Origin of the sequence: Pseudotenacibaculum sp. MALMAid0570 (assembly GCF_040151415.1) — a bacterium.
Lineage (GTDB): Bacteria > Bacteroidota > Bacteroidia > Flavobacteriales > Flavobacteriaceae > Polaribacter.
In genome coordinates this window covers 113142-129497 of record NZ_JBDKWF010000044.1, presented here as the reverse complement: position 1 = coordinate 129497, position 16356 = coordinate 113142, and the positions used below count along the sequence as shown (strand labels likewise).

Sequence of the window (16356 nt, the reverse complement as noted above, 5' to 3'; positions counted from 1 at the left end):
TGAAGACTACTATGATCTTTTCTTAATGATCTCAAAGTCTTCAGTTTTGTCCATTCCGTCAAACAAGGAATCAAACTTTTTTGGGAGTACAGTAAGCTTTCTCTTTTCTAAATCTAACCAAGCTCCATAGATTTCTATGATGGCTGAGACTTTACCTGCTTGATTAAAGATTTCATGCCTAATTTTCCATCTGCTTTTATCTTCAGAAATTCCTTGAAGTTTTGCATTCACAGAAATGGTTTCTCCTGAATGAATTTCTTTTCTAAAAGATGTATTTTCAGTAAAAAGGATAGGTCCAATGTTAAGTTTTCCAATTTCACTCACTGGGAATCCTACATGCATAAAATATCTAACTCTAGCTTCTGCTGCATAATCATTATAAGCTGTATGCCGTAAGTGTCTATTTGGATCGAAATCTGCCCATTTGGTTTTAAATTCTACTTTGTAACTCATAGTTTAATTTTTAACATCTAATGTGTCTCTCAATGTATTTCCTATCAACATAAAAGCCATAACTAAGCTCATAATTGCTAGTCCAGGGATTAACGCCAAATAAGGTTTTCCGAGAATAATATAGTTGTAATGATTTTTAACGATTGCTCCCCAAGAAGGAGTAGGAGGTTGAGCACCAATCCCTAAGAAGCTTAATCCACTTTCTATTAAAATTGCTGAGGCAAAATTTGCTGCAGCAATCACAATAACTGGTGCCATGATATTGGGTAAAATATGACGAAAAATGATTCTTAGGTTTGAAAAACCTAAAGCTTTTGCGGCTTCAACATATTGTTGTTGTTTGGTAGTCATTACTTGTCCTCGAACTACTCTAGCTACTTCAACCCACATGGTTAAACCAACAGCAATAAATACTTGCCAATATCCTTTCCCAAGAACTAATGTAATGGCTATAACTAGTAAAAGCGTAGGAATAGACCAAGTTATATTAATAATCCACATAATGAAAGCATCAATCTTTCCTCCAAAATAACCTGCAATTGACCCTAAAGAGATCCCAATTAATAAAGAAATAAATACTGCGATAAATCCGATAAAAAATGAAATTCGAGTTCCAACAATTAATCTACTTAACAAATCTCTTCCATATTTATCAGTACCAAAATAAAAAGTTCTTTGTTGAATAAATTTCTCTGGATTATGATTTACTGAACTCAAAGGAATAGACTTTATCATTCCATCAGAATAATTAACATACTCTAAGTTTTTATCGTTTACAGTATAGGATTGAATGGGTATTTCTGTATCTAGATTCTTTTTACCATAAAATACTTTATGAAAAAAAGATTGTTCTGTTTTGTCTTTCGAAGGTATGGTTAACATTAAAACAGAAAAGCCAGGCGATTTAGAGTGGATTTCTAAATGCATTTGGTTTGCATTAGAGCTATTGTCTGGAGCTAATAAGTATCCGAAAACAGCAACAAATCCACAAAAGACAACAAACCAAAAGCTAATAACACCAATCGTATTCTTTTTGAATTTTTGAATGGCTAATTTAGAAAGAGACTTTGATTTGCTTGACATTGATACAAATGTAAAAAACCTGATAGCTTCAACAAACTTATCAGGTTTTTAAAATATTTAAATTTTATAAAATTTAATTTTTAACGATTTCTAATGGTACTCTCAACTTTAATTGACTGAGTACATTTAAGGCTTCGGCAATGTACATGTCTTTTGCTAAATATTGATGCCACTTGTCTCTTTCTTCTTTTAAATCTTTGTTCTTTTCAAACAATGGAAGTTCATATTTAGGAGATTGAAACGCTAATTTAGAATCGAATTTAAATACAGAATTAAATCGTTTTGCATATTCATCTCTGTCTTCTAAGTCTTGAACATATTCTTTGTAGTTTAAAGAATAGGTAGAGTCATCTTGCTGTTTCTTTAACCATTTTGCATACTCATTAACCAATTGAAACTTTGGGTCGCTAGCAATTCTTTCTTTACTTGAGTTTACAACATCAGAGAAATTGCTATAAGAATTTGTTTGCACATATTTTGCTTGAGGAACCATATCCCATTTTAAAGCTCCATCTAAATCTCTTTCTCCAAATTTCATATAGCTATAACGGTTAGGAATTGCAATATCTGAATAAACACCTTCCATTTGTGTAGATCCTCCATTAATTCTGTAGAATTTTTGGATTGTCATTTTTAAGAATCCTAAGTCTTTTTTATAGTTTGGATAAAACTGGTTAATAGGCAAAACATTTTGTACAGTTCCTTTTCCGTAAGTTTGATTTCCACCAATAATAACTGCTCTGTTATAATCTTGCATGGCAGCAGCAAAAATCTCAGAAGCTGAAGCGGAAAGTTCGTTTACTAGAATAACCAAGGATCCTTTCCATTGAATTTTACTGTCTTCATCATTTTTTACTACAGGTTTTTCTCCTCGGTATTTTACCTGTACTACAGGACCTTCTTCAATAAATAACCCAGCAATTTCTATTGCAGTTTTTAAAGATCCACCTCCGTTATTTCTTAAATCTATAAGTAAACCTTCTACATTTTCGTCTTTTAGTCTCTCAATTTCTTTGGCCATATCTTTGGCTGAATCTCTAAAATTTTGATCTTCAAAATTAATGTAAAACTTAGGTAAATCTATTACTCCATACTTTTTTCCATTTTTCTCTACTACAGAAGATTTTACAAAAGTTTCATCCAATTGTACTACGTCTCTAATGATGGTTATTACACGAGTAGATCCATCTAATTTTTTCTTTACAGTCAAACGAACCTCTGTTCCTTTAGGCCCTTTGATAAATTTGATTGCATCGTCTAAACGCATCCCAACAATATCCAAAGGTTCTGCATCAGCTTGGGCAACTTTTAAAATAATATCTCCTTCTTCAAGTTCTCCTTGCTTCCAAGCGGGACCTCCAGAAACTAATTCAATAACATGTGTGTAAATTCCTTTCTTTTGTAATCTAGCTCCAATACCTTCTAGCTTTCCAGACATATCTTGATCAAATCTGTCTTTAATTCTAGGGTCCATATAAGTAGTATGAGGATCAAAAGCTCCAACAACACTATTTAGAAAAGTAGAGAACCAATCTCTGTGCTCTAATTCTTCTATACGGATATATAATTCTTCCATACTTTTCATCACTTCTGCTCTAGCTTCTTTTTCTAACTCAGAAAAAGACTTTTTAGAGTAGGAAGAATCTTTCTTAAATTTTTCATTTTGTAACTCTTCTTGCTCTTGAATTTTACCAATTGTTTGTAGTTTTAACTGCTTTCTCCAAAAATCAATCAATTCATTTTCATTTGCAGCAAAAGGAATTTTATCATAATCAAGATCTATAGTTTCTTTTTTAGTGTAATTAAAAGGTTGCTTTAAAATAGATCCATAGTATTCCTTAGCAGATTTAATTTTTTCTAAAAACTTTCCGTAAACCATTTTATAAAAGGTGATATCGGATTCTTTTAATTGGTTGTCTATTTGATATTTATATTTAGAAAATGCTTTGATATCTTTTTGAGTGAAATAACGTTTTGAAGGATCCAATCCATCTATAAAACTGTTAAATACGTGTACAGAGAAATCATCGTCAAGCTTTTTTTCTACAAAGTGACCACGAGTTAACATGTAGTTTAATACAGAAATTAAGACTTTGTCTTTTTCTGGATCATTATTGATTGTTGGGTTAGATGCATAATTAGCATTACTAAAAAGTAGTAAGAATGCTAAAACAGGGATGATAAATTTCGTCTTCATGAATCTTCAGTCGTTAAAATTCGATTTCTTTTCAATTGATGATTGGCTAATGTACTAAAATGATGCCAAAATGTTTATTGTCTATATTAGTTTTTCTTTTTATAAATACCTCTAAAAGCTTCTTGAATCACTTTTCCTTTGGTTGAGACAAATTCCCAAAGTTGTGTTACCGATCCATCTTTGTTAGGAGTCCAAGTAACACGATTATAGTATTCGCCTTTTTGGCCCTTTACTAGTTCGCTTTTTAAAACCATTTTCCCTTCAATAAGATTTCCTTTAAGTACAAGAGAATAACCAGAATTATCTACCCAAACTTGATTCCAAGAACCGTCTGTTAAATTCACATAGTTGTAACTTGTTCCTTTGTTAGGACTCGTTTTAGATTCCCAGTTTTCCTGCATTACACAATTGCTTTGCATTTTAAGGATTTTATTGGTTCCAATTAATTTTCCTTGCGTGTTATAAACATTCCAGTCTCCCACCCAAAAATTAAACTCATTATGTTTTTCGGTGTCACAGGGTGCTTTTTTCGTTTGAGCGTCCATGGTACTGACGGTTGTTACAGAAACCATGAATAACAAAAAGGTGATAATTCGTATCATAAGTAAAGTAGGTGTTGTCTCTTACAATGTTAATTAAAAAACAGAGGAATCAATCTTTACAAAATGTTAAAATAAATATCCATAAAAATCGTTTACTTTTGTGTAAAATTCTTCACTCAATGACCAAAGAAAAACCGTTAATTTTAGTAAGTAATGATGATGGAATTACTGCGCCAGGTGTACGTTCGCTGATTCGAATTATGAATAAAATAGGAGATGTTGTTGTTGTTGCACCCGATAGTCCGCAAAGCGGAATGGGACATGCAATTACTGTAAACAATGTTTTGCATTGTAACCCTATAACCGTTGATGATGGACCTCAAATAGAATACAGTTGTTCTGGAACACCAGCTGATTGTGTGAAAATGGCTATCAATGAGATTTTAAATAGAAAACCAGATTTATGTGTTTCTGGAATCAATCACGGATCTAATTCATCTATCAACGTCATTTATTCAGGAACTATGAGCGCTGCTGTTGAAGCTGGTATTGAAGGTATTCCGGCCATTGGTTTTTCATTGTTGGATTATAACTACCATGCAGATTTTAAACAGAGTGAAGAGTTTGTGAAAAGAATTACATTAAGTGCTCTTGAAAATGGAATTCCTGAAGGAGTTGTACTTAATGTGAATATACCGAAACTAAAAAAAGACGAAATTAAAGGCATTAAAATTTGCAGACAAGCAAACGGAATATGGAAAGAAGACTTTGATAAACGTAAAAGTCCTTTTGGAAAAGAGTATTATTGGTTGTCTGGTGAATTTGTTAACAAAGACAAAGGTGAAGATACAGACATTTGGGCTTTAGAAAACGGGTTTGTTTCTGTAGTTCCAGTGCAATTTGATTTAACAGCTCATCATATGATTCAAAAACTGAATTCATGGGAGCTGTAAGAAAAGAAATTGCTATTGGTTTTTTAATATCTGTTTTCGCTACCGCTTGCGGAGTTTTTCTATATCTACAATACTTTTCTCAATATGGTTTTGATGAAACTTGGCAAATGATCAAGGAAGGAAATCTGTACGGAACAGTTATCTCTTTAGCTGCTTTACCCAACTTATTTGTGTTTTTTGTTTTCATCAAAAAGAAACAAGATTATAGAGCTAGAGGAGTATTAATGGCTTCTATATTAACGGCTTTGATTACCTTTGTGTTGAAGTTTGTTTAATCGCCATACTTGATGAAATATTATATCATTGCCGGAGAAGCTTCTGGAGATTTACACGGATCTAATTTAATGAAAGCCTTGTTGAAAGAAGACAAGAATGCTGATATTAGATTTTGGGGAGGTGATTTGATGCTATCTGTAGGTGGAACTCTTGTAAAACACTATAAAGAGCGTGCTTTTATGGGTTTTGTAGAAGTGCTTTTGAATTTGAGAAAGATTTTCGGACTGATTTCTTTTTGTAAAAAAGATATAGAAGAATTTCAACCCGATGTTATTGTTTATATAGACAACTCTGGTTTTAACTTAAGAATAGCCAAATGGGCAAAACAACAAGGATACAAGAATCACTATTATATATCGCCACAAGTTTGGGCTTCTAGAGCCGGACGTGTAGAAAAGATCAAGAGAGACATCGATCAAATGTATGTGATTCTTCCGTTTGAAAAAGAGTTTTATCAAAAATATAACTACGATGTTACTTTTGTTGGTCATCCCTTAGTTGATGCAATCGCTGGCCGAAAACAAGTGAATGAAACTCAATTTAGAAAAGAGAATCAATTAGGTGAAAAACCTATTGTTGCATTACTTCCTGGTAGTAGAAAACAAGAGATTATCAAAATGCTTTCTGTAATGCTATCTATTGTTGATGATTTTTCTGATTATCAATTTGTTATTGCTGGAGCTCCAAGTCAACAATATGATTTTTACAAAGGAATTATTGGAACTAGAAATATTGCTTTTGTAGACAATCAAACCTATGACTTGCTAAGTATTTCTTATGCAGCTTTGGTTACTTCTGGTACAGCTACTTTAGAAACAGCTTTGTTTAAAGTGCCACAAGTAGTTTGTTATAAGGGAAGTGCTATTTCTTATCAGATTGCAAAGAGAATAATCACTCTTAAATATATTTCTTTGGTAAACCTTATTATGGATAAAGAAGTTGTAAAAGAGTTGATTCAAAAAGAAATGAATGCTAATAATTTGAAAAAAGAATTAGCAGAAATTTTGAATGGAGTAAAAAGAGATTACTTGTTTGAAAATTACTATGAGCTTGAACAAAAACTAGGAGGTGAAGGAGCTTCTTCTGCTACTGCAAAATCTATTGTTGAGAATTTAAAAAACTGATTTACAAAATTTTAGTAACTTAGCTTCGCTATGAAAAAGTTACTAGGATACCTTCCTTTTCACTTTTTACTATTTCTTGTTGTCGGAATTTGCATTCAGTTTTATACTGATGTTTGGTGTTATAGTAAAATTTGGATTTGGGTTATTTTCTTGTGGATAATCGTATTACAATTTCTTCTGAAGAAGACAACAGTTTTTAAAGTTCTTACATGGAGTTTTTTTCTCTTTTTAGGGATTGTAATTACGTATCATTCAGATGATAGAAATCAACAAAACTACTTTGAGAAGTTTCTAAGAAAAGAAAATACATCAGTTTTAAAGATTAAAGATATTCTTAAGCCGAATAATTTTTCGCTTAGATATACAGTTGAGGTAATTCAAGTTAATGAAAATAAAACGTTAGGAACAGTTTTGTTAAGTATTCGAAAGGATACAATTCAAAAGGCCTTAAATATAGACGATTGTATTCTTATCAACTCAGATTTTTTAAAGATAAAAGAGCCTTTGAATCCTCATCAGTTCAACTATCAAAATTATTTGGCTAAGCAAGGTATATATCAACAAGTATTTTTAAACAATCAAGAGTTTCTATTTTTAAAAAATCATTCTTCATTTTTAGGGAGTATAGCTCGAGTTAGAAAGAAGATTCAAAAAGCGATATCTAATGAAAATTTTTCTCAAGATGAATTAGGAGTTATTAATGCTTTGCTATTAGGGCAACGTCAAGAAGTTTCTAAAGAATTACTCGAAGAGTATTCCAGAGCTGGAGCCATTCATATATTGGCAATCTCTGGGTTGCATGTGGGTATCATCTTATTAATCCTTTCGTCTTTATGTAAACCTTTAGAGTATATTAAACATGGAAAGTTCTTGAAGCTATTATTCATTGTTCTTCTGTTATGGTTTTTTGCTTTGCTAGCAGGAATGTCGGCTTCAGTTGTTAGAGCGGTAACTATGTTTACAGCAGTAGCGATAGGACAAGCAATACAAAAAAGAAATAGTATAGAATATTCACTTGTTTTTTCAATGCTTATTTTATTAACCTTCAAACCACTGTTTTTGTTTGATGTAGGTTTTCAATTGAGTTACATAGCAGTATTTGGAATTATTACTATTCAGCCTAAATTGAGTAATCTTTGGAAGTCTAAATGGAAACTTGTAAATAAATTTTGGCAATTAACTACAGTTTCATTAGCTGCTCAAATATCTGTTTTGCCATTAAGTTTATTTTATTTTCATCAATTTCCAGGGCTTTTCTTGTTATCTAATTTAGTGATTGTTCCTTTTCTGGGAATCATACTTATGGGTGGAATTCTAATCATCATTTTAGCGTTGTGTTCAATTTTACCAGAGACCTTAGTGTATGTTTATGGAGGAATTATTTCCTTAATGAATAATTTTATTCGATTTGTTTCCGATCAAGAGACTTTTCTGTTTTCAGATATTCCTTTTTCTTTTTTGATGATGATTGTAGCTTACTTATTAATCATTTTCGGGTTTCGTTTTTTTGAAAAAAGAACAGCAAAAAGATTATTGTGTATGTTGAGCTGTGTTGTTCTTTTTCAAGTTATTTTGTTATATGAAAAATATGAATCGGAAACACAGTCAGAACTTTTAGTATTTCATAAAAATAGGCATTCAGTTTATGGAATCAGAAGAGGAAAAGGAATGGTACTTTATTCTTCACTGGATTCATTAAAGAGAAGGTCAGATAGAATAATTCAAGCCTATAGAGTAGGAGAGAGTTTGAATCTTATTGAGGAATTTGAATCAACAAATTTTTTGAATTATAAGAACCATCATGTTTTACTAATAGATAGTTTAGGAATCTATCAAATAGAAGGGTTAGAGTCTCCAATTGTTATTTTGCAGTCTTCGCCAAAAATTAATTTAAGAAGGTTGTTAGAAGATTTAAAGCCAAGACAAATCATTGCTGATGGTTCTAATTACAAAAGCTCTATTTCTAGATGGCAACAGACATGTATAGAAACAAAAACTCCGTTCTGGTTTACTGGACAAAACGGAGTGTATATTTTGAAATGAGGTTAATTACAGATTACTTTTAAAGTTCTTTACAAAATCTTCCCATTTGTCGGTTTTGTATTTTTCAGTAGCAAAATATGCAATCACTTTTTCCATAGTTTTTGCGTCCAAATAACCAGGAACTCGATCTAGCAACTGTAATTTTTCATTCATAATAACTGTTGTTGGGTAGCTTAGTTTTCCATTTAACAAAGCTGCTGCAAATTCGTTATAACCTCTTCTTCCCTGATTTTTAAACTTAAAAGTATAGTCTTTAAAAACAATATCTTCTTTTTGCTCTCCATTTAGTTTTACTGGATGAAAGTTTTTATTGATGTATTTTACTATTGTATCATTCTGATAGGTGGTTTTATCCATTCGTTTGCACCATCCGCACCAATCAGTATAAACATCTATAAGTAAAGGTTTTGGGTCTTTCTTATTCAGTTTCACTGCTTCTTCAAAAGAGATCCAATTGACTTTTACTTTATCTTCTTTTTGAGCATAGATATTACACGTAACTAGAAATAGTAAAAAAGTGATTAAAAAATTTCTCATAATCTAACTGTCGTAATCCGATCAACAAATTTACAATAAAAAAGACACCAAAAATGGTGCCTTCTTTATAATATAATGTGAAAATTCAATTAGCGAACTCCGTGCATTAGTTTTTTGATAACTGGTTGCATAGCAACTGAGAAAACAGCTAGAAGTGCTGATATTCCAGTTAGAAGCCAGAAGAAGTAACTGATTCCGTTTTCGTCGGCAATCTTGTCAACATTTTCACCAAATACACCGGCTAATTTCATTCCAATAGCTATGGCTAAATAATATATACCAAACATAAAGGCGATCATTCTTCCTGGTACTAGTTTACTAACATAAGAAAGACCTACAGGAGAAATACATAATTCTCCCATTGTATGGAAAAGATATACTAGAATCAACCAAATCATGCTCACTGAAGCTGTTTTTGCTCCTGGTTCAATTCCCATAGCACCGAAAGCTACACATGCCATTCCTAAAGCTAATAAGAACATTCCAATTCCAAATTTCACATTCGCAGTTGGATTGTATTTACTTTCCCAAACTTTAGAAAATAATGGAGCTAATGTGATAATAAATAAAGAATTTAAAACACCAAACCAAGAAGCTGGAACTTCAGTTAATGGAGCGGTTTGTTTTTCTAGCATTAGAAATTCTAAAGTACCATCAGATAAACTTAAAAAACCAGCAGAATACCATTCTTTCGTTAACATCCATAAGGTAATAATCCAAATGATGACAAAACTTATAGATAAAATTATGTTTGCTAGCTTATATAGTTTGAAAGTCTTTTTAAATAGTAGAAACATCACCCAATTAATGATGATTAATGGAACTAATGATACAAGAGTATTTATGATTAAAAATGTTAAACTAGCATTACCTGTTAATACTCTGTTTGTGTAATCTTTCGCAAAAATTGTTAAGGTTCCTGGGGATTGTTCAAATACTGCCCAAAAAAATATCGTTAAGAATGAAAAGAAGGTAAAAGCAATCATTTTGTCTCTCGTTATCTTAGAGTATTGCGTTAACCTATATATTAAAAGCCCAATAAACATGAACAAGGCTATAATAATCATAGCATTATTACCATCTAGTCCAAATAAGCTAAAGTCAAATATGTTAAAGGATCCTTCAGAAATTTTAGAAGCAGGTGAATTGATTAACCATAACAAACAAATGATAATAGAAACGCCAATAATAATAAGTTGCGGCATTGTAAAAGGATTTCTTTTATCCGTGTCGTCTTTGGCTTCTTGTAGTTTAGATTCTTTTGTAGGTTTTAATCCAATATCACCAAAAATATTTTGCGAATACCAAAATTGTAATAATCCAAACAGCATAAAAATACCAGCTAAACCAAAACCAATATTCCACCCAACTTTTTCACCTAAATAACCACATAGCAAGATGCCTAAGAAAGCTCCTGCATTCACTCCCATATAAAATATGGTATAAGCCCCATCTTTTTTCTCATCTCTTCCTTTGTACATATGAGATATGATTGAGGTCATATTAGGTTTGAAAAAACCACTACCAAAAACCAACAATGTTAGACCGAGGTATATAAAGAAAGGAGATTCAAGTGCCATAGAAGCATGCCCTAAGGTCATCAATAAAGCACCAACAACCACAGCCCATCTGTATCCAATAATTTTATCAGCAAAGTATCCGCCTAAAATAGTAGATAGATATACCATTCCTGTATAAGTCCCAAACAAAGCTAATGCATGTTCTCTTGGCCAGCCCCACCCTTCATCAAATAAAGAAGCTGTTAAAAACATAACTAAAAGAGCTCGCATTCCATAGTAAGAAAAACGCTCCCACATTTCTGTAAAGAATAGCACAAATAAGCCTGTAGGATGCCCTATAACTTTATCTTTAAATAAGTGATCTAATTTTGAAGTTTCCATAAAAAAGATTTTGATTTATATAAAAGAAAAGACCTCTTTATAATTAAATAAGAGGTCTTTTTATATTTTTTTCTTAATGTACGTTACCCATTAATTTTTTCATAAGTGGTCCGAATAAAAGAACAACCAGACCCGCTCCTACAGAATACATTGCAATCAATTCAAATCCATCTGTATAAACTCCTAAGGTTTCTAACCCTCCAACATTAGCATCAGTACTTTCTATGGCTAATTGTTTAGAGATAAAACCTACAATTTGGAAAGCGTAAGCTGAAGATAAGAACCAAATACCCATCATGAAAGCCACAATACGCTTAGGAGATAAATCAGTGATTTTAGACAATCCTACTGGAGACATAAATAATTCTCCTACAGAAATAATGAAATACATTACTAATAAGTATGCAAAAGGAACCATTCCGTTTTCATCTGCGCTTGCTCCACTTATAGAAAGTATATAAAAACTAGCCCCAGCTAAAACCAACCCTAATCCAAACTTATATGGCGTTCTAGGGTTTAAATTTCTTTTAGACAAAAATGCCCATAGTAATGAAATAGGAATCGCCAGTATGATAATAAACATCGAATTTAGAGAGTTGGTTTGACTTGCAGTCATAATTCCATCTAATGCAACGTTTCTAGAAGCAAATAAAGTAATTACACTCCCCGATAATTCATGGAATCCCCAAAACATAGTCATAAAGAATGTTATCAAAACAGCCATGAAAAGTTTTTTACGTTCTTCAACAGTTGCTTTAAACATTATGTTACCTAAATAAATAATTACTACAATACCAATTATTTTAAAGATTAAACCAACAATGGTTTCATCTCCTAAAAATGATTCTCCACCTGCAATTGCTTTGTAAGAAGATAAAACATAAGCTATAACTGGAACTGCTAAAACAGAAAGAACAGGAATTAAAGTTTTTTGAGGTAAACCCATAACTTTCTTTTCATAAACTTCCTGATTTGGAGGCAATCCTTTATCACCAAAAACATTCTTTTTTATTCCGCTCCAGAAGAAAATTAATCCAGTTAACATCCCAATGCCTGCTAATCCAAATCCATAGTGCCACCCATATTCCGCAGCTAACCATCCACATAATAATGGAGCTATCCAACCACCAATGTTAATTCCCATATAGAAAATAGTAAACCCTGAATCTTTTTTAACATCACCTTCTTCATATAAAGAACCTACAAAGGTTGAAATATTAGGTTTGAAAAATCCATTACCCATAATGATAAAAGCAAGAGCTAAAAAGAAAGCAATATCATTTTCTATTGCTAATACGAAATGCCCTATAGCCATTAATATTCCTCCTAGGAATATAGAACTTCTCATCCCTAAAATCTTATCTGAAATCTGTCCCCCTATTACTGTTGAAGCATAAACAAGAGATCCATAAGAAGCGTAAACAATTGCTGTGGCAGTATCACGCTCTACGAGGGCTTTAAAAATTTCTTGCACCATATAAAGTGTAAGAAGAGCTCTCATTCCATAGAAGCTAAATCGCTCCCATAATTCTGCAAAGAATAAATAAAATAATCCCTTTGGGTGACCGAACATTTTTTGGTCTTGCGGTGAAGTAGAAATATCTGACATAGTTTTTAACCTTTAATTTTTATATCGTTATCTTTGTTGCTGTTTAGGCTTTCATGAATAAAAGAAGTCATTTTCTTATATAAATGTAAGCGTGAGTTTTTCCCTTTTCTGATTCCGTGAGCTCTATCTGGATAGATAAATAAATCGAATTGTTTGTTGGCTTCTACCAATTCATTGATCATTCTCATCGTATTCTGCGGATGCACATTATCATCTCCCGAACCATGAACTAGTAAATAGTTTCCTTCTAATTTGTCTGCATAATTAATAGGAGAATTCTCATCATAACCGCTTGCGTTCTCTTGTGGAGTTTGCATGTAACGCTCTGTATACACTGTGTCATAAAATCGCCATGATGTTACAGGGGCAACTGCAATGGCAGTGGAGAAAATATCGTTTCCTTTTAATAGGCAATTGGTGCTCATAAATCCACCATAACTCCAACCCCAAATACCAATGTTATTTTCATCTATGTAGCTTCGTTTTGCTAATTTTTTAGCGGCAGCTATTTGATCTTCTACTTCGTATTTACCTAACTCTTTCTGAGTCATTTTTTTAAAGTCTCTACCTTTTAAACCTGTTCCTCTTGGATCAATACAAGCAACAATAATTCCTTGTTGAGCTAACATCTGGTGCCAATAATCATTGGTTCCGTTCCAACGGTTTGATACTTGTTGAGATCCTGGTCCAGAATATTGAAACATCAATAAAGGATACTCCTTGTTCTCATCAAAATCAGCAGGTTTAATCATCCACATATTGAGTTCTTCTCCATTAATTTGAATCGTAGAAAATTCTTTAGGAGTCATCTTGTAATCAGCTAATTTCACTTTCAATTGAGAGTTATCTTTAATCACTTTTAACATTTCCCCTTCAGCAGAATACAATGAATAAATTGGAGGGACTTCAGAAGTAGAATGTGTATTAATGAAATAGTTTAAATTATCACTAAAAGAAGCAGTGTTATTACCCACTTCATTACTCAATAATTGTTTGTTTTTCCCATCCAAACCAATGCTATACACTCCTCTGTTAATTGAGCCATTCTCTACAGATTGATAGTAGATTGTTTTTTTGTCTTTATTGTAACCATAATAGTTAGTTACTTCCCAATTTCCTTTGGTAATTTGATTGATGAGTTTTCCGTTGAAATTATAGTGATAGATATGGTTGTATCCATCTCTTTCACTAGTCCATATAAAACTATTATCAGCTAAAAAAGTTAGATTATCATGAACATCAACATAAGCTTTATCTGTTTCATTTAAAAGTAAAACTGAGCTAGAACGCAAAGCATTTACCTTATAAAGTTTCAAGTTGTTTTGATGACGATTCAAAGTAGTAACTATTAATACGTTTTTAGCACTAGACCACTTTATTCTTGGGATATATTCATAATTGCCAAGACTTATTTTTTTAGTTGATCTAGATTGGGTGTTATACATATGTAAACTTACCTTAGCATTGTCTTCTCCAGCCTTCGGATATTTAAATACTTGTTGCGTTGGGTATAATTCATTACCGGTTACATTCATAGAAAATTCACGTACTTTAGATTCATCAAAACGCAAAAAAGCAATGAATTTACTATCATTGCTCCACTCAAAAGCTCTTACAAAAGCGAACTCTTCTTCATATACCCAATCTGTAGTTCCGTTAATAATACTATTAGTTTTTCCGTCTTTAGTAACTTGGGTAACCGAATTGGTTGCTAGATTTTTAATATAAATATTATTGTTCTTAGCATAAGCTACTTTCTTACTGTCAGGAGAAAAAGTTGGTGCCTGAATATCTTTACCAATAAGAATCAGTTTTTTTGAAGCTCTATCATAAGCGTAAAAAGTACCCGTAAAAGAACGACGGTAGATACGATTAAAATCTTTACCTAAAATTAATTTAGTCTCATCATTGTTAAAGCTATACGAATTAAATGTGTTAAGACCTTTTAGGTTTTTCCCGTCAACAATGGTTGCTACTTTCTCTAAAGTTTTATAACTATACTGATCTACTGTTGAGTTACCATTACTATCTGTGTTTAACAATGAATAATAATCACCGTTCATAGAATTTAATGCGTTCATTCTGTCTGTAGAGAATTCCCCGCCCCAAATTTCTTCTAAGGTAATTTCTTTGGTTCCAGTATTATATTGAGTTGATGAAGTTTTATTTTGATCACAACTAATCAAAAGAAGTATAGCTGCTAAAATGAATAATTTTTTCATTCTAAACTTTAGTTTTTAGTAATAGATTGCCAAGTTTACGGAAAAATCATCAAAAATCGGCCCAAAAATTTATAAATATTGAATAACTTGGTGTGTTTACAACGATTAATTTATCTTTGTAAACGAATGAAAAATGACATCAATGTCTAAGATTATTTCAGGATTTTCCAAACTAACCAAGGAAGAAAAAATTAAGTGGCTGGCAGCAAATTATTTTAATAATCAGCCAGAAATCATAGATACTATAAAACAGTATTGGAATGTAGATTCAACCCTACAACAATTGCATGATGATTTTATAGAGAATACAATTTCCAATTTTTATATGCCTTATGGCGTGGCACCTAACTTTATAATCAATGGAAGAGAATATGTAATTCCTATGGTTGTAGAAGAAAGTTCTGTTGTAGCTGCTGCTTCGCTTGTAGCGAAATTTTGGAGCTCAAGAGGTGGTTTTAAAACTGAAGTGCTTTCTACAACAAAAATAGGACAAGTGCATTTCATTTATGAAGGTGATATAAAGACACTTACTCAATATTTTGAATCTAAAAAAGAAGACCTTAAACTTGCTACATCTTCCATTACAAAAAATATGGAAAAAAGAGGTGGAGGTATCTTGAATATTGAGCTTGTAAACAAAACTGAGAAACTTGATAATTACTACCAACTTCATGTAACTTTTGAAACGGTAGACTCTATGGGGGCCAATTTTATCAATTCTTGTTTGGAAGCTATCGCGAAGGAGTTTAGAAACGATGAAATTGAAATTGTGATGAGTATTTTGTCAAACTACGTTCCTGAATGTTTGGTGAAAGCAGAAGTGAGTTGTAAAGTTGAAGAATTAGGAGGTGAAGATCCACAAAAGTTTGCAAAAAAATTCTGTCAAGCCATTCAAATAGCTGAAATAGAACCTTACAGAGCTGTTACTCATAACAAAGGAATTATGAATGGAATTGATGCTGTGGTTTTAGCAACAGGAAATGATTTTAGAGCTATAGAAGCAGGTGTTCATGCCTATGCAGCCAAGTCAGGACATTATACGAGTTTAACACACTGTGAAGTAAAAGACAATATATTTCGTTTTTGGATAGAAATTCCTTTAGCGTTGGGAACTGTTGGAGGTCTTACTTCATTGCATCCCATGGCAAAATTATCGTTAGATATGTTGCAGAAACCATCAGCAAAAGAGTTAATGATGATTATGGCAACTGCAGGATTAGCTCAAAATTTTGCTGCATTAAGAGCACTCACTACAAAAGGAATTCAACACGGTCATATGAAAATGCACCTAATGAATATTTTAAATCAACTAGGGGCAAATGAAACGGAAAAGCAAGAAATTGCTAGATACTTTGAAGGAAAGACGGTTTCTCACAGCGCCGTGGTTGAAAAGTTTAATCAACTAAAGAAATAAAC

Annotated in this window: 13 protein-coding genes; 5 read left to right on the top strand and 8 right to left on the bottom strand. The window is 32.1% G+C overall.

The features are described from left to right. Positions 1–9: 9 nt before the first annotated feature. From AAON49_RS02680 to AAON49_RS02665, 4 genes are all read right to left on the bottom strand, one after another. Positions 10–453: an acyl-CoA thioesterase gene (locus AAON49_RS02680; RefSeq protein ID WP_349552448.1), complete on the bottom strand. Its 444-nt coding sequence runs from the start codon at positions 451–453 to the stop codon at positions 10–12. Between the two features lie 3 nt (positions 454–456). Beyond that, complete coding sequence (locus tag AAON49_RS02675; protein WP_349552447.1) at positions 457–1536, bottom strand: ABC transporter permease; 1080 nt, start codon at positions 1534–1536, stop codon at positions 457–459. Between the two features lie 73 nt (positions 1537–1609). Continuing rightward, positions 1610–3733 carry a carboxy terminal-processing peptidase gene (locus tag AAON49_RS02670; protein WP_349552446.1) on the bottom strand — a complete coding sequence of 708 codons (2124 nt, stop codon included), beginning with the start codon at positions 3731–3733 and terminating at the stop codon, positions 1610–1612. Between the two features lie 86 nt (positions 3734–3819). After that, a complete protein-coding gene (locus tag AAON49_RS02665) occupies positions 3820–4335 on the bottom strand; it encodes a hypothetical protein (protein ID WP_349552445.1) in 516 nt (171 codons plus the stop codon). Positions 4336–4454: 119 nt separating this feature from the next. Between AAON49_RS02665 and surE the strand changes: the two genes are divergently transcribed. The 4 genes from surE to AAON49_RS02645 are packed head-to-tail and all read left to right on the top strand — an operon-like array spanning position 4455 to position 8671. Then, positions 4455–5228 (top strand): 5'/3'-nucleotidase SurE, encoded by a 774-nt coding sequence (gene surE / locus AAON49_RS02660; RefSeq protein WP_349552444.1) that lies wholly within the window; start codon positions 4455–4457, stop codon positions 5226–5228. Next, a complete protein-coding gene (locus AAON49_RS02655; RefSeq protein ID WP_349552443.1) occupies positions 5216–5503 on the top strand; it encodes a hypothetical protein in 288 nt (95 codons plus the stop codon). The genes surE and AAON49_RS02655 overlap by 13 nt, the downstream gene beginning before the upstream one ends. A gap of 12 nt (positions 5504–5515) precedes the next feature. Beyond that, positions 5516–6628, top strand: a complete 1113-nt coding sequence (gene lpxB, locus AAON49_RS02650) for a lipid-A-disaccharide synthase (RefSeq protein WP_349552442.1) — start codon at positions 5516–5518, stop codon at positions 6626–6628. A 30-nt stretch (positions 6629–6658) separates the two neighbouring features. Beyond that, entirely contained in the window at positions 6659–8671 is a 2013-nt protein-coding gene (locus AAON49_RS02645; RefSeq protein WP_349552441.1) for a ComEC/Rec2 family competence protein, read from the top strand. A 6-nt stretch (positions 8672–8677) separates the two neighbouring features. On the opposite strand, the gene AAON49_RS02640 is transcribed toward AAON49_RS02645, so the two are convergent. From AAON49_RS02640 to AAON49_RS02625, 4 genes are all read right to left on the bottom strand, one after another. After that, a complete protein-coding gene (locus AAON49_RS02640; RefSeq protein ID WP_349552439.1) occupies positions 8678–9208 on the bottom strand; it encodes a thioredoxin family protein in 531 nt (176 codons plus the stop codon). Between the two features lie 89 nt (positions 9209–9297). After that, positions 9298–11109, bottom strand: coding sequence for a peptide MFS transporter (locus AAON49_RS02635; RefSeq protein WP_349552437.1), 1812 nt, complete (start codon positions 11107–11109; stop codon positions 9298–9300). A 73-nt stretch (positions 11110–11182) separates the two neighbouring features. Beyond that, positions 11183–12718 carry a peptide MFS transporter gene (locus AAON49_RS02630; protein ID WP_349552435.1) on the bottom strand — a complete coding sequence of 512 codons (1536 nt, stop codon included), beginning with the start codon at positions 12716–12718 and terminating at the stop codon, positions 11183–11185. Between the two features lie 5 nt (positions 12719–12723). Next, entirely contained in the window at positions 12724–14940 is a 2217-nt protein-coding gene (locus AAON49_RS02625) for a S9 family peptidase (RefSeq protein WP_349552434.1), read from the bottom strand. Between the two features lie 142 nt (positions 14941–15082). Here AAON49_RS02625 and AAON49_RS02620 point away from each other — a divergent pair, with 142 nt between their 5' ends. After that, positions 15083–16354: a hydroxymethylglutaryl-CoA reductase, degradative gene (locus AAON49_RS02620; protein WP_349552433.1), complete on the top strand. Its 1272-nt coding sequence runs from the start codon at positions 15083–15085 to the stop codon at positions 16352–16354. Positions 16355–16356: the final 2 nt, after the last annotated feature.